The organism is Neorhizobium sp. P12A, from assembly GCF_008365395.1.
Lineage (GTDB): Bacteria > Pseudomonadota > Alphaproteobacteria > Rhizobiales > Rhizobiaceae > Rhizobium.
Window position 1 is genome coordinate 21149 of sequence record NZ_QOVX01000014.1, and the last position, 17509, is coordinate 38657.

General features: G+C 59.4%; 16 protein-coding genes. 9 read left to right on the top strand and 7 right to left on the bottom strand.

Features of this window, described 5'->3' with window-relative positions; translation table 11 throughout:
- The 3 genes from dhaL to DTW90_RS27095 are packed head-to-tail and all read right to left on the bottom strand — an operon-like array spanning position 1 to position 2450.
- Positions 1-642 (bottom strand): dihydroxyacetone kinase subunit DhaL, encoded by a 642-nt coding sequence (dhaL, locus tag DTW90_RS27085; protein WP_149342379.1) that lies wholly within the window; start codon positions 640-642, stop codon positions 1-3.
- A gap of 15 nt (positions 643-657) precedes the next feature.
- The gene (locus tag DTW90_RS27090) at positions 658-1650 is read right to left on the bottom strand and encodes a dihydroxyacetone kinase subunit DhaK (RefSeq protein ID WP_149342381.1); all 993 of its coding nucleotides are present in this window, start codon (positions 1648-1650) and stop codon (positions 658-660) included.
- A 26-nt stretch (positions 1651-1676) separates the two neighbouring features.
- On the bottom strand, positions 1677-2450 hold the full coding sequence (locus tag DTW90_RS27095; protein WP_149342383.1) for an SDR family oxidoreductase: 774 nt from the start codon (positions 2448-2450) through the stop codon (positions 1677-1679).
- Positions 2451-2927: 477 nt separating this feature from the next.
- On the opposite strand from DTW90_RS27095, the gene DTW90_RS27100 reads away from it, so the two are divergent.
- From DTW90_RS27100 to DTW90_RS27125, 6 genes are all read left to right on the top strand, one after another.
- Positions 2928-4439: a sugar ABC transporter ATP-binding protein gene (locus DTW90_RS27100; RefSeq protein WP_132527487.1), complete on the top strand. Its 1512-nt coding sequence runs from the start codon at positions 2928-2930 to the stop codon at positions 4437-4439.
- A 46-nt stretch (positions 4440-4485) separates the two neighbouring features.
- Positions 4486-5499: an ABC transporter permease gene (locus DTW90_RS27105; protein WP_132527486.1), complete on the top strand. Its 1014-nt coding sequence runs from the start codon at positions 4486-4488 to the stop codon at positions 5497-5499.
- A 57-nt stretch (positions 5500-5556) separates the two neighbouring features.
- Entirely contained in the window at positions 5557-6549 is a 993-nt protein-coding gene (locus DTW90_RS27110) for a substrate-binding domain-containing protein (RefSeq protein WP_132527484.1), read from the top strand.
- Positions 6550-6605: 56 nt separating this feature from the next.
- A complete protein-coding gene (locus tag DTW90_RS27115; RefSeq protein WP_132527482.1) occupies positions 6606-7508 on the top strand; it encodes a ribokinase in 903 nt (300 codons plus the stop codon).
- A 37-nt stretch (positions 7509-7545) separates the two neighbouring features.
- Positions 7546-8523, top strand: a complete 978-nt coding sequence (locus DTW90_RS27120; protein ID WP_132527480.1) for a sugar-binding transcriptional regulator — start codon at positions 7546-7548, stop codon at positions 8521-8523.
- Positions 8524-8585: 62 nt separating this feature from the next.
- On the top strand, positions 8586-9539 hold the full coding sequence (locus DTW90_RS27125) for an SMP-30/gluconolactonase/LRE family protein (protein WP_149342384.1): 954 nt from the start codon (positions 8586-8588) through the stop codon (positions 9537-9539).
- A gap of 215 nt (positions 9540-9754) precedes the next feature.
- Here DTW90_RS27125 and DTW90_RS27130 read toward each other — a convergent pair whose 3' ends face one another.
- Positions 9755-10450, bottom strand: coding sequence for a GntR family transcriptional regulator (locus DTW90_RS27130; protein ID WP_149342386.1), 696 nt, complete (start codon positions 10448-10450; stop codon positions 9755-9757).
- Positions 10451-10542: 92 nt separating this feature from the next.
- On the opposite strand from DTW90_RS27130, the gene DTW90_RS27135 reads away from it, so the two are divergent.
- Positions 10543-11652 (top strand): mandelate racemase/muconate lactonizing enzyme family protein, encoded by a 1110-nt coding sequence (locus DTW90_RS27135; protein ID WP_149342388.1) that lies wholly within the window; start codon positions 10543-10545, stop codon positions 11650-11652.
- A gap of 80 nt (positions 11653-11732) precedes the next feature.
- Complete coding sequence (locus tag DTW90_RS27140) at positions 11733-13052, top strand: MFS transporter (protein ID WP_149342390.1); 1320 nt, start codon at positions 11733-11735, stop codon at positions 13050-13052.
- Positions 13053-13112: 60 nt separating this feature from the next.
- Here DTW90_RS27140 and DTW90_RS27145 read toward each other — a convergent pair whose 3' ends face one another.
- Genes DTW90_RS27145 through DTW90_RS27155 form a run of 3 tightly spaced genes read right to left on the bottom strand, consistent with a single transcriptional unit; the run spans position 13113 to position 16674 of the window.
- Entirely contained in the window at positions 13113-13934 is an 822-nt protein-coding gene (locus DTW90_RS27145) for an alpha/beta hydrolase (RefSeq protein WP_149342392.1), read from the bottom strand.
- Between the two features lie 10 nt (positions 13935-13944).
- Positions 13945-15429, bottom strand: a complete 1485-nt coding sequence (locus DTW90_RS27150) for an NAD-dependent succinate-semialdehyde dehydrogenase (protein WP_149342394.1) — start codon at positions 15427-15429, stop codon at positions 13945-13947.
- Positions 15430-15447: 18 nt separating this feature from the next.
- On the bottom strand, positions 15448-16674 hold the full coding sequence (locus DTW90_RS27155) for an iron-containing alcohol dehydrogenase (RefSeq protein ID WP_149342396.1): 1227 nt from the start codon (positions 16672-16674) through the stop codon (positions 15448-15450).
- 151 nt (positions 16675-16825) lie between these two features.
- Between DTW90_RS27155 and DTW90_RS27160 the strand changes: the two genes are divergently transcribed.
- A complete protein-coding gene (locus DTW90_RS27160) occupies positions 16826-17509 on the top strand; it encodes a GntR family transcriptional regulator (protein WP_165927972.1) in 684 nt (227 codons plus the stop codon).

Genomic DNA, 17509 nt, shown 5'->3' on the forward strand with positions numbered 1-17509 from the left:
TCACTGAAGCCGGCTGCGGGCTCCAAGTGACAATTCTTTTAGAATGAGGGCACAGGACGTTGCGCCTGCATCGAGAACACCGAGCGAGCGCTCGCCGAGACGGCTGGCGCGTCCGATCTTCGCGACGAGGTTCAGCGTCGAATCACGCCCGGCTTCCGCCGCTTCGACGAGAGCCTGAAGCGCCTCCCCGAAGGATTGGCCCTTGGCGTGCGCCGTATCGAATGCCTCAACGGCCGGTATCAGCGCATCCAGCATGGTCTTGTCGCCGACCTTGGCCGAACCGATCGACTGAATACCCTCAAGCCCAGCATGCAGCATGCGGCTATAGGCAGCGGCATCGACCAATGTCACGCCCTGCAGTTTTTCTGCAAATTCGGTGAACATGACGCCGTAAAGCGGCCCCATGGAACCACCGATCTCCGTCATCAGCACAGTGCCGAGCGTATCCAATGCGCTGGCGAGGGAGGCATCTTTTTCCTTGAGCCGTTCGGCGGCCATGCCGAAGCCCTTTGCCATGTTGACGCCATGGTCGCCGTCGCCGATCTTGCCGTCGATCTCGCTCAGATAGGCACGGTTTTCGATGATCCGATCGGCCATGGATAGGACGATCGACCCCGCCGAAGCGTTCTGGAATGTCTGCATGATAATTTCCTCGCCTCAGAATACCACGGTGCATTGCGCATCTGCGTCGAGCAGTGCCTTCAGCTCGTCGTCGAGCGCCATGATCGTGAGCGTCGCCCCGACCATTTCGAGCGATGTGAAATAGTTGCCGACGAACGTCTTGTGAATGACCAGCCCACGCGCTGTTATTTCCCGCTCGATCGTATCATTGAGGATGTAGAGTTCGTTGAGCGGCGTGGCGCCGAGGCCCGAAACCAGGACGGCGACTTCGGTGCCGGCGGCGAGATTGTGGTCCTCCAGCACGAGCTCGCTCATGCTCTTGCCGACCCCATCGGCGCTCTTCAGCGGCTCGACCCTGACGCCCGGTTCCCCATGATGGCCGATGCCGACTTCCATCGTGCCCGGTTCGATCTGGAAATTCGGATGGCCGACGGCCGGCAGAGTGCAGGGGCCAAGGCCCACGCCGACAGAGCGGCAATTGTCGATTGCCTTCTGCGCCGTTGCACGAACCTCTTCGAGACTGGCGCCGGTTGCAGCTTTCGCGCCGCCGACCTTCCACATGAAGATCTCGCCCGCAACGCCGCGTCGCTTCTGGCGTTCTTCCATGGGGGCGGAGCAGACGTCGTCATTGGCAACGACGGTGGCAACCTGGATGCCATCCTTCTCCGCCATCCTGATCGCCATCTTCACGTTCATGTTGTCGCCGGCGTAATTGCCGTAGAGGCAGACGACGCCCTTGCCGCCATCCGCTTCCCGCATGGCATCGTAAAAGCTCTTGGCGGTCGGGGAAGAGAACAGTTCGCCGACCGCCACCGCATCCAGCATGTTCCTGCCCGTATAGCCGACGAAGGCCGGCTCGTGCCCCGATCCGCCGCCGGTGATGATGCCGACCTTGCCTTTGATCGGCGCGTCCTTCGCAACGACAACCCGCGGATTGTCGGCAAGCCGCACCAGATCGGAATGTGCCTTTACGAAGCCTTTGACGGTATCTTCAACGACTTCGTCAGGGTTATTGATGAATCTTTGCATGATGACTCCACAGCTTCAGGCTGGTTTCAGAGGATCGTATAACCGCCGTCGATCAGGAGATCGGCACCGTTGATCATGTCCGCTCCAGCGGACGCAAGAAAGACCGCAGCTGCTGCGACCTCTTCCGGATAGGCAAAGCGGCCGGTGGGAATACGCTTCTTGGCAGCCTCTCCCTTTTCGCCGCTCCAGGCCTTCTTGCCGAGTTCCGTCAGCACGATGGTCGGCGACAGAGTGTTGACGCAGATGCCATGCTTGCCCCATTCGGCGGCGAAAGTTTTCGACATGCCGATGACGCCGAACTTGGATGCGCAATAAGCAACGTGCTCTTCGATCGCGACCGTACCCGCCTGCGAACCGAGATTGATGATCTTGCCGCCCTTGCCGGCGCCAATCATGACGCGGCCGACAGCCTGGGTCACAAGGAACGTTCCCTTGAGATTGATGTCGATCGTCTTATCCCAATAATCGAGCGGCAAATCCTCTGCCGGAGCAAGGAAGACAACACCGGCACTGTTGACGGCGATGTCGATGCCGCCGAACGCCGCCACTGCGTCCGAGACTGCCTTATTGACAGACGCCGGATCGGACACATTGCAGACGAACGGCTTGGCTCCACTACCCAGGCGATCCGCCTGGGCGCGTGCCGCATCCTCGTTGATGTCGAGAACGGCCACCCGTGCGCCTTTAGCGGCAAGGGCGGTGGCCACAGCGGCGCCGATACCCGACGCCCCGCCGGTTACCAGAGCCACCTTCCCGGCAAGCGGGAAGTTCAGATCGATATTTGGTGCAGCATCCGTCATGTCGTCAAACCTCGTTGGTGAGCTGGCGCGGGTAAGGCGTCGTCGACGAAGATGACGATCTCCTCTCCCATTTCGACAAAAATCAAATAGCGATCGACAAATGTCAATGAGCAATATTTAATGACGCCCGATTGGACCACACCCCTGCGCCATCGCAGTGACATTGGCAAATGCCGCAAGAGACTTGCATGTTTGTGCATATATTTTACTGCTTTGCACATATGATCGATCACACAATGCCCGATCCATCCGTCTAAGACCACTTTTTTGGATCAAAAACCCACCAGTTGCATTTGAGTTCGATCAATCATCGCGCGAAAATGCGACTTCAACAAGAAATCCTTCATTTTTCGGGTTCGTGAGATTGACATCTTTCAGATCACCGCATCATATGTCACGAACAAATGCGCAGTCGGGACACAAATTCCCAATGCGGCCTGCGGAATTTTGAGAATTCCGTGACATGGGAGGAGAAGAATGTCTGGATCGTCGCCCAACCGGGCTGATGCCGGTCTTTTGCTGGATGTGAGCGGGCTCACCAAGTCGTTTCGCGGCGTTGCAGCACTTGTGAACGGACGCTTCAGTCTCCGAGCAGGTTCCGTTCATGCTCTTTGCGGCGGCAATGGCGCCGGCAAATCGACGTTCCTGTCCATCATCATGGGAATCCACCAGCGTGACGGCGGCGTCGTTCGTCTTCGCGGTGAGGAGGTCAGTTTCGCCAATCCTGCGGATGCGCTTGCAGCAGGAATATCGATCATCGAGCAGGAGCTCAGCCCTGTCAGCGGGCTTACCATTGCCGAGAACATCTTCCTCGGCCGTGAGCCGATCACTCGGTTCGGCACAGTCGATTTCGCCACAATGAACAAGCGCGCGAAGGAACTGCTGGATGAACTCGGCTTCGAGCTTCCGCCGCAGACGTCGATGGGGGGCCTGTCGGTCGCCCAGATCCAGCTTGTCGAGATCGCCAAGGCACTCGGCCGCGACGCCGAAATCATCATTATGGATGAGCCGACCTCTGCCGTAGGAGCCGCTGAGGCGGATAATCTGTTCGCGGTGATCCGTCGCCTCAAGGAGCGCGGCAAGGGCATCATTTACGTGTCACACCGCCTGACCGAAGTCTTCGGTATCGCCGACGATTACACCGTGTTCCGCGACGGTGCCTATGTCGATTCCGGTTCGATGGCAGATCTCAGCCGCAATGATCTGATCCGGATGATCGCCGGGCGTGAGCTTGCCGAGGAATATGTCAAGACCAGCACTCCCTGCGATCGTACCGTCCTGTCGGTCACAGGCCTGCAGCGCCCAGGACGCCTCAGCAATATCGACCTCGATCTGCGGCAGGGGGAAATCCTCGGCCTTTACGGGCTGATGGGCGCCGGCCGCACCGAAATCCTGGAGTGCCTGTTCGGGCTATACAGCGGCTGGACCGGCCGGATCGACATCGACGGCCAGCAGAAAAAGATCGCCACCGTTCAGGATGCGATGGCTGCCGGTTTCGGACTTGTGACTGAAGACCGCAAGCAAAGCGGACTCATCCTGCATTCGAGCGTGCGCAGCAACCTCTCGCTGGCGATTCTGCCGGAGCTCACCAGCTCGATCGGCGTCGTCGACAAGCGACGGGAGACCAGCCTCGCCAAGGAGATGATTGCCAAGTTCCGTATACGCACTGCCTCTGACCAGCTGGCCGTCACCGCTCTTTCCGGCGGCAATCAGCAGAAGGTGGTGATGGGACGCTGGCATTTGACCAAGCCCAAGATTCTCCTGCTGGACGAGCCGACGCGTGGCGTGGACGTCGGCGCAAAGCGCGAAATCTACGCATTGATGTCCGAATTCGCTCAAGGGGGCGGATCGATCATCATGGTTTCCTCCGAAGTCGAGGAAGTCCTCGGCATGTCCGACCGTATCGTGGTGATCAAGGACGGCCAGGTTTCGGGTGTCGTCGGCCGCGCCGACGCCAACCAAGAGACCCTTCTTCACCTGGCGGCTTGAGGCAGGTCACCGGCAGGGTACCCAGAGAACAAAGTGGAATAGGACGATGGATACACAGAACCAAACTGCCAGCAGCAGCCTGAAGGCATCGCCGGCTCCGCTGATCGGCCGCCTTTTAAGAGATTATGGCATCATCATTGCCTTCTTCGTGCTCTGTGGCCTCCTGACGGTCATTTCTCCCTACTTCCTGACATCGCAGAATCTTCTGAACATGCTGCGCCAGTCTTCGATCAACGGGATCCTGGCGATCGGCCTGACTTTCGTGATCTTAACGCGCGGCATAGACCTTTCCGTGGGTTCGGTCGTGGCGCTTGCCGGCATCGTCGGCGCGAGCTTCGCGACGATGTCACCAGTCGCTGGCGTGCCGGGCACGCCTTACCCGGCGCTGGTCTCGATCATTGTCGGCCTTATCATCGGCCTCATCTGCGGCACTGTGTCGGGCATGATCGTAACGCGCTTCCGCGTCCCTTCCTTCGTCGTCACGCTGGGCATGCTCTCCTCTGCGCGAGGGCTCACAATGCTCTATACCGGCGGCAAGCCGGTACCCAGCCTGACACCGGAATTCCGGTGGATGGGCACTGGCCATGTGTTCGGCGTTCCGGCTCCCATCATCGTGCTGCTCGTCGTCTTCGCCGTCTCCTGGTGGGTGCTTAACAAGACGCGCTACGGCCGGCATGTCTACGCGGTCGGCGGCAACCCGCGCGCAGCCAACACGTCTGGTATCCGGGTTTCGCGCATTCGCCTTTCGGTATTCATGATCTCCGGCGTCACGGCGGCACTGGCCGGCCTGCTTTTGGCAGCACGCACCGGATCGGGCCTGACACAGGCCGGGGTCTCCTACGAACTGGATGCCATCGCGGCAGTCGTCATCGGCGGCACAAGCCTTTCCGGCGGCACAGGCTCTGTGACCGGAACCTTGTTTGGGACGCTGATCATCGCCGTCATGAACAACGGGCTCGATCTCCTGGGGGTCGACTCAAACTACCAACAGATCATCAAGGGCCTGATCATCGTTCTGGCCGTCATGATCGACAGCTCTCGCCAAAAAGAGGCCGAGTGAACGGGCAGCAACGCCCACCCCTACCATCCACGCAGCAACCCAACGGGAGGAACCGAAATGAAACTTCTTAAACTTGGCATCGTCAGCGCGCTTGCACTGTCGGCGTTGACCAGCTTCGCGAGCGCCGCAGACCCCATAAAGGTCGGCGTATCGCTCTACGGCCTCAAGGCCGAGTTCATGCAGCTGTGGGCCGCCGCCGTCCAGGAAAGCCCAGCCGTTAAGAGCGGCAAGGTCCAGGTGACCGTGTTCGACGGCCGCTACGATCCGCTGGTCCAGCAGGATCAGTTCTCGACGATGATCAGCCAGAAGTACAACGCAATCATCTTCGCTCCGATCGACGCCGATGCCGGCGCGACTGCCGTCAAGATGGCCCATGACGCGAAAATACCGGTCGTCGGCACGAACACCAAGGCCAACACCGACCTGCTGTCGTCGTATGTCGGCTCTGACGACACGCTGTCGGGCTACATGGAAGCCAAGACCGTGCTCGACAAGATCGGCTGCAAGGGCAACGTCGTCGTCATCCAGGGTCCGATCGGCATCTCCGCACAGATCCAGCGCAGCCAGGGCAACGACAAGGCACTTGCCGAATGCCCGAACGTCAAGGTTCTCGAGACCAAGACCGCCAACTGGTCGCGTGCGGAAGCACAGGCTCTGATGGAAAACTGGCTGACCCGCTACCCGGGCCAGATCAACGGTGTCATTGGCCAGAATGATGAAATGGCGCTCGGCGCGATCGAAGCCATCAAGGGCCAGGGCCTGAATGTCAGCGATTTCGCAATCGCTGGTATCGATGGCATCACTGACGCCCTGCTGGCTGTCAAGGCCGGCGAGATGACCTCCATCCTGCAGGATGCGCGTGCGCAGGCAATGGGCTCGCTCGACGTTGCCGCAAAGCTGGCTGATCCTAGCTATCAGCCGCAGTCGGACGTCTGGAAGCAGTATCCGGACATGCCGTTTGCCGATGGCAAGTCCGCCAACTACAACGTTCCGTGGACTCCCGTCACCGCACAGAACGTCGACGCGTTGCTGAAGTTCCGCAACAAGTAGTGGCTAAATCGGTCGACCCGGACCATCCGGGTCGACCTCCGCAAAAGGTAAAGGCCATGATCGTCATCTTTGGATCTGTCGCGCTCGATCTCGTGACAAATGTTCCCCGCATTCCCTCGCCCGGTGAGTCTCTTGCCTGTCCGAGCTATGCGCTGGTGCCCGGATCGAAGGGCGGCAACCAGGCGCTGGCGGCTGCCCGCTCCGGAGCGAAGGTCGTCCACGTGGCCACGGTTGGACGGGATGAGCATGCCGAACTGGCGACCGCGCTGCTGCGGGCCGAAGGTGTCGACCTCTCGCATGTTGCGCGCTCAGACCGCACAACAGGTCTTTGTCTCGTGACAGTCGCCGCCGATGGTGAGAATACGGTGATTGCCGCAGCCGGCGCCAATCTCGATACCCGGGTGAGCCAGCTTGAAGCGCTCGAATTCGGATCGCAGGACACGCTGGTTCTGCAGATGGAAGTGACACTGCCGGAAAATTTCGCGGCCGTCGCGTTGGCGCGCCGCCGCGGTGCGAGGGTCGTGCTGAACGCCGCCCCCGCACAACGCGTTCCCGAGGAGACGCTGAGAGAGCTCGACGTCCTCGTGGTCAACGAACACGAGGCCATGATCGTCGCAGAGTCCGTCGGCCTTTCCGTAGGCCAGCCGACAGAAGCTGCCGAAGCCCTGCATCGCGCCTATGGCTGCAGCACCATCGTCACGCTCGGTCCCAAGGGAGCGCAGGCATGGCATCAGGGTGCGCATCTGGAAATTCCTGCCCCGAAAGTAACCGCGGTGGATACGACCAGCGCGGGCGACAGTTTCGTCGGAGCATTTGCAGCCGCATTGGACGCGGGAAGCGATTTTGCAACCGCCGTACGGCGGGGTATCGTAGCGGGAAGCCTGGCCTGCACATTGCCAGGGGCGCAGACCTCCATCCCCCGGCTTACCGATATCTTGTCTTTTTCGACCGATTTCTGATACCCCGGCATCCTCTTTCCCCGAGGGATGCAGTCAGATGGCCAAAGCAACGACGATGAATGATTTAGATATCGATCAGTCGACTGAAATAGCTGCGCTTTATTACCTGCAGGAGGTGACGCAGGAGGATCTGGCGCGCCGGTACAACATGTCCCGTTCTCGGATCAGCAGGGTTTTGAAGCGTGCGCGGGAAATGGGGATCGTCAGCATTCAAGTGCGCGCCAACCCCAACCTCGCATGGAAATTCGAGGCAGAGTTCCAGCGGCGCTTCGGCCTGAACAAGCTTCTTGTGGCCATCAATCAGCCCACTGAAGAGGAGCAGCGCAACACCACTGGCGCGTTGGTGGCTGCCTATCTTGACCAGATTCTGACGGATGGCATGACGGTCGCTGTCGGCATGGGACGAAACGTCGCCTCGATCACCGAGGCGCCGAGTTCGGCAACCCCGCGCAAGCTGTTATTCGCGCCCTCGATCGGGGGTTCCGTGCATGGTGCAGCCGCGCTCAATCCGGATCACATCGCCCGCCGTCTCGAGCAGCGCTTCGGCGGACATGCAAAGACGCTCTATGCGCCGGCGATCGTTGCAACGCGCGAGCTGAAGGAAGCACTGTTGCGCAACGAGACGGTCAAGGAGACGCTCGACTGTGCGCGGCGCGCCGATGTCGCGCTGGTCGGACTCGGCGACCTCTCGGAAGACAGCAATCTCATTCGCATGGGTCTTTTCACCCCACAGGAACTCACCCAGGCCCGCGTTGCCGGAACCGTCGGCGATGTGATGGGGCACGATTTCATCTCGATCGACGGCCGCAGCCTTGGCGGCATGATCGAAGGCAGGGTTATAGGTCTCGGCCTTCAGGAATTACGTAACATAAACAACGTCATAGCTATTGCCTCCGAAGCAACGAAGACGGCCATCATCCTGGGGGCGCTGCGGACAGGGGCGATTAATACGCTGGCGACCTCCCTTGCCAATGCTGCGGCTGTCATCGCTCTCGACGACGCGACCAAAACCTAGCCTGTGCCTGCCGGCTGCGCTGATCGCACACGGAAAGGCGAACTACCGCAAAGGATAATGTGATGCCTCGGTTCTCTGACCCTGCGGACGATTTGGGTGTCGCATACACCCATTTGGAGACCTGCGAGACACATCTTCGCGGCCTGACAGCACCGGAAAGCCCGTTCTGGGATGCTGAGACAAGTTGCATCTGGTTGGTCGACATGTTCGATCCCGCTCTGATCCGCACCGATCCGCAAACCGGCGAAACCGACAGATGGAGAATGCCGGAGGACATAGGCAGTTTCGCGCTCTGCGAGGGGGGGGGCGCGATTGTGGCGTTGCGTAGTGGCGTCTATCTGTTCGACCTTGCCACGGGCACGCTGACTTTGTTTGCAACCCCCGAGCCCGAACGCGCCGGCAACAGGCTGAACGACGGCAAGGCCAGTCCCGAAGGCCGCTTCTGGGTTGGCAGCATGAATCTCTCTGACCCGCGCAGGCCGGACGCTGCGCTCTACCGCATTGATCCTGACGGGCACTGTACCCGCATGATTGACGGTCTTTACACATCCAACGGCCTTGCGTGGTCCGCAGATGGACGACGCATGTTCCACTCCGACAGTCGCGGCCAGCTCCTGCAGGTCTTCGACTACGATCCAGTCGAGGGCAGTCTTTCGAATAACCACATCATCGCCCGCCTCTCGGAAACGGATGGACGACCGGATGGCGGAACCGTCGATAGCCAAGGTTACTATTGGAGCGCGGGAGCTTCAGCCGGCTGCTTGAACAGGTTTTCAGCGACCGGTGACCTCGTTGAAAAAATCAACCTTCCCGTATCGTCTCCCTCGATGATCTGTTTCGGCGGCAAAAGCATGGACCGCATCTTCGTCACGTCGCTAGCGCGGGGTTCGGAAGACGGACGGCTGATATCCTTTCCCGCAAAGATTGCCGGGCTTCATGGTCACCGCTTTCGCCTTGCACCAATAGAAGACAGAGAAGATTTACTCTTTCGCAGATTGGCAGAAAGAAAGGCATAATTGCCGGCTTACTCCAATCTCCTTCGGGCCATTGTCGGCAATGGCGATACGCCCGCACAAGCCCTAAACCAAACCGGCTGTTTCGTTCAAGATAGGGTGGTTGATGGATGCTCCCCGCGATCTTCATGCCCGCGGTCGACCCATGGCGCTGCGCTCGGTCGGAAAGGATAAAATAAGCAGCTCCCGGTTCGCTCGAGCGAACCGGTACACGTCGTCTACGACCGGCCGTTTCGTGTTCGCCAAAGGCTCAAAAGGTCTTGCATGGCGTGGGCGATATGCTCCCTGCAGATACGCTCTGCCAAAGCGCCATCGTTTTTTCGAAACGCCTCAATCAAACGTCGATGCTCTTCCGCAATCTGATGCGGGCGATAGTCACCATAGCCCCATGCCACTCTCATCGTATTGAAAAAGATGCTATGGCGCTGCATGAGCGCCTTGGCCTCCTGATTGGGGCGGATGGCTTTGATCGCATCATGAAGCGCAGCATTCAGCTGAACGAGACGACCAGTGTCCGTCGGCCCCGCGATGGAGAGGGCCCGTTCGTAATCAGATTCAATCTGCTCCAGCAGTTCGATCTGGGCAGGTGTCGCAACGGCGGCCGCCTGGCCGGTGATATAGGATTCCAGGGCGATCCGGATTTCGTTCAAATCCTGTAGGAAGGCTTCGTCGATCACCCTTACCCATGCGCCTCGGTTTGGGTGAATAACCACCCAACCCTCTGCCGCCAACTGCGCCAATGCTTCGCGAATTGGCGCCGGGCTCAGGCGGTAACGGGCTGCGAGATCATTGATTTTCAGGTGGGCGTTCGGCGCAAGATTTCCACGGGCGATGTCTGCACGCATCGCATCGCGGACGCGCTGATAGTTGGGGACGCCAAGGGCGTCGAACTCTCTTTCCATGTTGTCCAGCACCGAAATCTCCCTTTCGTGACTTGCTATACCTCGACACTTGATCTCATTATCGAAAAAAGATTATATATAATCTATAATATGGAGTGAGAGCCGTGAAGATTGAACGCGTTGAAACTTTTCAGGTCCAATGGTCGCCGGATGATCAGCCGGCGATGCGCAGCGCATTCGTGCGCATCCATGCCGACGACGGTCTGGTAGGCATTGGTGAAGCCTCTCCGATGCAAGGGGGGCGTGCGTCCCTTTCCATGATCGACAACGACATAGCATCTGCCCTCGTTGGCGCGGATCCCCTGGACCATGCCGTCCTCCAGGACCGGCTCCTCCATCGCCTCGTAAAGCTTGGCCCGGAAGGAGCGCTCACCGGTGCGCTGGCGGCAATCGACATTGCGCTGTGGGATCTCAAGGGAAAACTGCTCGGTCAGCCGATCTACAAATTGATCGGGGGAGCCTGGCGGACATCCCTGCCCTTCTATGCCTCGATCGGCCGCAACAGCGTGGGCCAAAGAACAGTTGACGAAGTCTGCCGCATTGTCGAAGCGCGAATGCGCGACAATCCTGCCGCGATCAAGATTCGCTTCGACAATGACCGAACAAAGCTCGATCAAGACATAGCCGGCGACATCGAAAAGGCCCGCGCCGTGCGGCGTCTGGTCGGCGACGATTTTCCGCTCGCTTTCGATGCCAACAACGGTCTTTCCTTCGGAGGTGCCATTCGCGTCGGCCGGGCCTTGGAAGAGCTCGGATACTGGTGGTTCGAAGAGCCGCTCCAGCACTATCATCCGCGTGAGCTCGGGGCGCTTGCCCAGAAACTCGACATTACCGTGTCAGCCGGCGAACAAAGCTACACTTCTGCCGCAATCGTCGATCTGATCGACTCAGGTGTTCGCATGGTGCAGCCCGACATCGTGAAGATGGGTGGCATCACCGGCCTTCTGCGTTGCGCCGCCCTTTGTCAGGCACATGGCGTCGAACTTGTGCCACACCAGACCCAGCCAACCATAGGGCATCTGGCAAACCTTCACGTTTGCGCGACGCAGCTCCATGCCACCAAACCTTGCGAGCTCGACGATCCGAGTTCGCGACGTCACGCAATTTTCGCCAATGCACCGAAACCGATGGACGGCCTGTTCCATTTGCCGACCGCATCAGGGCTGGGGATCGACATCGACGAGACGGCGCTGGAGCAACTGCGGGTGCGCTGAAGCCCTCTCGTCGCGTCCCTGGGGGAGGGGTGGGACGAAGGCCCGCGGCAGAGTGAATTCAAACATATGGGAGAAGAGACATGGATGCGGCCCCACCGCCCGACACAAGTACAATCGAACGCCAGACGATGCGAAAGGTCACCTGGAGGTTGGTGCCGATCCTGATGCTCGGCTATTTCTGTGCCAGCCTGGATCGCGCCAATATCGGCATGGCAGCGACAACAATGAGCCCGGAACTGAACTTTTCCAACGCCGAGTTCGGGTTTGGAGCGGGCATTTTCTTCTTCGGCTACCTGCTCGCGGAGATCCCGAGCAACCTGGTCCTTGACCGCTTTGGTGCCCGCGTCTGGTTGACCCGCATCCTTGTTACCTGGGGGATCGTCTCGGCGCTGACAGCCTTTGTGTGGAACGGCTGGAGCTTTTATACCGTTCGCTTCTTCTTGGGACTGGCGGAGGCTGGGTTCTTTCCGGGGGTGCTCATCTACATCACCTGGTGGTTTCCGGCAAGATATCGTAGCCGGGTCGTCGCCTGGTTCATGTCGGCAGGGGTCATTTCGCAGATCCTGGGGCCCCCGATCGGCGGCCTGCTCATGCATCTCGACGGCTATCTCGGACTTGCCGGATGGCAATGGCTATTTGTTGTCGAAGCGGTGCCGTCGATTGTCACCGGAGCCCTTATCCTCTGGCAGTTGACCGACCGCCCCGGCCAAGCTCGCTGGCTGGACAAGAAGTCGCAAGATTGGCTCGAGGCGCGCCTTGCCACGGAACGAGCGCAGCAGGAATCGGTGCAGACCTTCACGCTGAAGGCAGCCTTTAGCAATACGAAGGTATGGCTCCTCACATTCGTGGAACTTGGGCATCAGTATGCCGGCTATGGTCTCGTCTTCTTCATGCCGCTCATCGTCAAAGGCCTCGGTGTCAGCAAGGACTGGATCGGGCCGGTGGCCGCCATCCCCTATATCTTCGGTTTTGTGGCGATGATCTTGTGGGGTTACAGCTCCGACCGCAGCGGCGAGCGCGTCTGGCATGCGAGCTCGACGATGTTCATTGTTGCGGCGGCCATGTTGATCTGTAAATTCGTCGGTGGGGATCACCCGGTCATATTGATGATCGTGCTCACCATCGCTGTCATCGGAAACCAGTCCTTTGCACCATGCTTCTGGTCTATCCCCGGCACGATGCTGACCGGCACGGCCGCCGCCGGCGGGATCGCCATGATCAATGCCGTCGGCAATCTCGGCGGCTGGATCGGGCCTTCGGTCTACGGCGCCGTGCGCGATGCCAGCGGCAGCACCAGCGTTGCGCTGCTCGCCCTGGCGGCAGGACCTCTTCTCGGGGGAATCGTGTTGCTCCTTGTCGGGCATGACAAGCGACTTGAAAGGATAGCGCCGTCGAGTTGAATCACTGACTAATCCAAGTGATCGGCACCCGGTGATCCTGTGAAGATCATCGGGTTTCCTTCAGCTCTTAGAGATGGTTTGGAGAAGCAGCCGAGATGCCGCCGTTCCCGGCAAGCCGAGATCCCTTACGCTCGACATGTGGTCACTCTCGGGCAGAGCAATCTTGGCCGCTTGCAGTCTCTGTTCCACCAGAAGAGCGGTGAAAGCTTCAGCCTGCTGGTGGAACGGTGCTGTTTCCCTGTCCCCGACCACGATCGTTATTTTCGGCGACGGATCGTACGTGAACGAAATTGGCGAGAAGGCGACGACGTCGTCGTCGGTGATCTCAATCTCTTTCCGGAGGAACGACGTCTGCAAGGGTTTAAGATCGTAGATCCCTCCAAGCAGGAATGCCGAGCGTATTTGTGGCAGTGCAGCATCCCCGCGAAACAGAAATGCGGCAAGATGCGCTCCCGCAGAATGGCCGCTCACCGATGTCAGACGGGGGTCGCCACCGAACTGCTTTATATTGCTTTCCGTCCAAGCCCTCATGCGCAGGATCTGTTCGACGATCGTCCGCATTGTGACGGTCGGCATCAGGGCATAGTCAACGATGACGGCGATCGCTCCCGCTTCCGTGACGGTCCTGGCGACGTAGGAATAGTCATCTTTTGAGAACATTCGCCAATAGCCGCCATGGATAAAGATATGGACAGGCATGCCGGCTGCTGGCCGCGGCGGCAGAAAGAGATCGAGCGTCTCGCCCTGCCCTTCTCCATAGCGAACGTCCGCGACCATCTCGAGCGCTGCGCGAGTGGCGGCGCTTCGGGACACCATCTCCTCCACGATGGAGTCGAAGTTTGCGACATGATCACGCGTGCGAAAAGGATCTGTCTCCGGCATGCTGCCTCCATTAGATGGTGGTTGCGATATACTTGGCTTCCATGAACTCCGCTATCCCATGATGCTGCCCACCCTCACGGCCAAGGCCACTTTGTTTGACGCCTCCAAAGGGAGCCGCTGGATCGGACACAAGTCCGCGATTAAGCGCGACCATTCCCGCCTCGATCTGCCCTGCCACGCGCATGCCGCGCACAGTGTCACGGGTGAAGACGTACGCGGACAATCCGTATTCAGTATCGTTTGCCCGAGCGATAATCTCGTCTTCATCTTCAAAGCGAGACAGCGGGGCAACTGGCCCGAAGATTTCCTCCCGGGCCATCTCCGCATTGGGCGGTACATGCGAGAGGACGGTTGGCAGGTAGTAGAACCCTTTTCGGTTTGCGCGCGCCCCGCCGCAAAGCAGCTCTGCTCCCTTCCTGCGGGCGTCCTCGACGAGCCCGTCAATCTTCGCAACCGCCTTCTCCGTGATCATCGGTCCACAGACCGTCGCTTCATCCAGGCCCGGTCCGACGGTGAGCGCAGACATGCGTTGGGCGAGGCCCGCAGCAAATGCGTCATAGATTCCAGACTGAACGTAGATGCGATTGGCGGCCGTGCATGCCTCGCCGGCATTCCGCATCTTGGCGATCATCGCACCGTCAAGGGCGACATTCAGATCGGCGTCATCAAAGACGATAAACGGCGCATTGCCGCCAAGTTCCATCGAGCAGGAAATTACGTGCTTGGCCGCCTCGCCCAGCAATATCCGCCCGACGCCGGTCGATCCGGTGAAGGAAAGCTTTCTTACCCGCGGGTCCGCCAGTATTACCGCTGTCAATGAAGAGGGGTCAGAGGTCGTGACGACGTTGACAACACCGGGCGGCACGCCCGCTTCCTCGAACAGCGCGGCGAGTGCGTAGGCTGTCAAGGGCGTTTCGCTCGCCGGCTTGAGTACGACTGTGCAGCCGGCAGCGAGTGCCGGCGCGATCTTTCGCGTTGCCATTGCTGCGGGGAAGTTCCACGGCGTAATCAGAAGGCATATGCCGATCGGCTGATAATCGACAATGATCCTGTTGGCACCGGATGGCGCTGTAGCGAATTCCCCTGAAATCCGTACGGCCTCTTCGGCGTTCCAGCGGAAGAACTCGGCGGCATAGGAGACTTCGGATCGGGCGTCGCCCAGCGCTTTCCCATTTTCAAGAGAGATCAGACGGGCAAGCGGTTCCAAGCGCGCCTTCATGAGTTCGAAGCACCGTCGCAAGATCTCGGAACGATCGCGTGGAGACGTGTGCCGCCATCTCTTTGCGGCCGTAGACGCGGCCTCCACGGCGCGAATCCCGTCGGCAGGGGTCGCATCATGGACGTGGGCAATGATCGTCTCCGTCGCCGGATCGATGACGGCTATGGTTTGCCCTTTCTGCGACGAAAGCCAATCACCGCCAATATAGAGGCCGCGAGTGATGGCACTGAGACGGTCCTGCTCCTCGGCAGTAAGGTTAGGATTGGAAAGGTCCATGATGCACTCCTGTCGATCTTACATTGCCGATGCGGCGAGATTGCCGTGATAGGCCGCTTCGACCAGACGCCTCATCGAGGTCAGATCGAGGGGCCGCGGATTGTTGTTGATTAGTCTGCCTATGCCGAGAGCCTGCTGGGCGGTCCATTCGATCTTGTCTGCTTCAAGACCGAGATCTGCTAGCGACCCCGTGATTCCGATCGCCTTAAACAGCCGCACAACTTCGGATATGGCGGCACCGGCCATTTCCTCCTGCGTTCGGCCTTTGTCTTCCAGCCCGAGAATTCTTGCTATGCTAGCGAATTCGGCAACCGCGACCTTAAGATTGTAAGTCATGACATAGGGTAGGACTGTTGCCACCCCGAGGCCGTGCGCCGTGTGCGTCAACGCGCCGACCGGGTATTGGATAGCGTGGGCCGCCGCCGTCCCGGCCGTTCCGAACGCGCAGCCGGCGGCGAGCGATCCCAGCATGACCTCGCTGCGCGCAAGCTCGTCTGCCCCATTGAGAACTGCCTTTTCAAGGCTCCGACCCAATAATCGCATGGCCATCATAGCAAAATGATCAGTCAACTCGTTCTTGCCGACAAAGACGCGTTCCTGGAACAGCACATGATCCGCCTGTTTTCGCGAGGTTGTGTAGGCTTCGATCGCGTGGGTCAGGGCGTCTGCGCCTGCAATCGCCGTCAGGCCAGGTGGGCATGTCACCGTCAGATCAGGATCGCAGAGCGCGGCCGTGGCAATGAGATGAGGGCTGGAAATGCCAACCTTCAATGTCTTGTCTGGATCCGAAACCACCGCAACTGGCGTTACCTCGGAGCCGGTTCCCGCGGTGGTGGGGACCGCGATCACAGGAAGGATAGGGCCAGGAACTTTTAGCTCGCCGTAGTAGTCTTGCAATGCGCCGCCGTGGCTCAGGAGAAGTGCTGCGCATTTTGCCATGTCCATGCAGCTACCGCCGCCAATGCCGATAACCATTTGGGGATTAAATGAAGCGGCCCCCTCGATACAGGCGGTAACCGAGTCTCGTGGCACATCGGCAAGAACTCGGTCGAATACGTGCACCTCCAGACCTGCCGCCCGCAAGGCCTGTATCATTGTCTGAAACGTCTCAGTGGCAGCGAAGCGTTCATCGGTGCACACGAACGCCCTCTCGCCGAGCCGCCTTGCGATGGCCGGCAAGGCATGTCGTTGCCCGGCACCGAAGACTATCTCGCGTGGCAGCCTTAGCCCTGCAAAAACCGTCATGTCATTCCCTCCCCTATCGCCCCTCGGCGCGCGCTCGAAACAAGCCGATATCATGTCCGAGATAAAATCGTATATGATATGGGATTGAATTGCCCGGAGCATCGTGTTAGTCGTTGGTCCTGTCAAGAGGAAAACCATGCAGAACTTACCCATGCCCGCCCCACTTGTTCGCGCCGGAAGCGGCCCAATTTCGCGACCAAATAGCCTTGCGAACGAGGTCTACGAGGCGATTTACGCGCAGCTGATGTCGCTGCAGATGATCCCTGGTTCACGGATCACCGTCGACAGTCTCGTCAAGGAGTTCAACGTCTCCCATACCCCGATCCGCGAGGCTCTGGGCCGGCTCGAAGGCGAAGGTCTGGTCGTCAAGACGCATTTGGTCGGATACCGCGCAGCACCGCAGATCAGCCGGCGGCGTTTCGACGAGCTTTACGAATTGCGTCTGCTTCTCGAGCCTGACGCGTCTGCAAAGGCAGCCGCCTTGATGGATGAGGACAAACTCAAAGCACTGCAGGAAGCTGCCGGGGTGATGGCCAGGCGAGAAGGCAAGGATGAGCGACTGCGGTATTCGACGTTCGCCCGTCAGGATGCTGTTTTTCACGACAGGATCATGGAGATCGCTGGCAATGAGCTGATAAGGGAAACCCTTGGCTTCCAGCATACCCACTTCCACATCTTCCGATTGATGTTTCATTCAAGGGTCACTGAAGAGGCGCTCGACGAACACGAGGAGATCCTGGCTGCCTTTGCAAGTGGGAGCTCAGACAAAGCGGCCGCGGCCATGCGGCGTCATATCGAGCAGTCGCGCGACCGTCTTCTCCCCGCGTTCGAATGA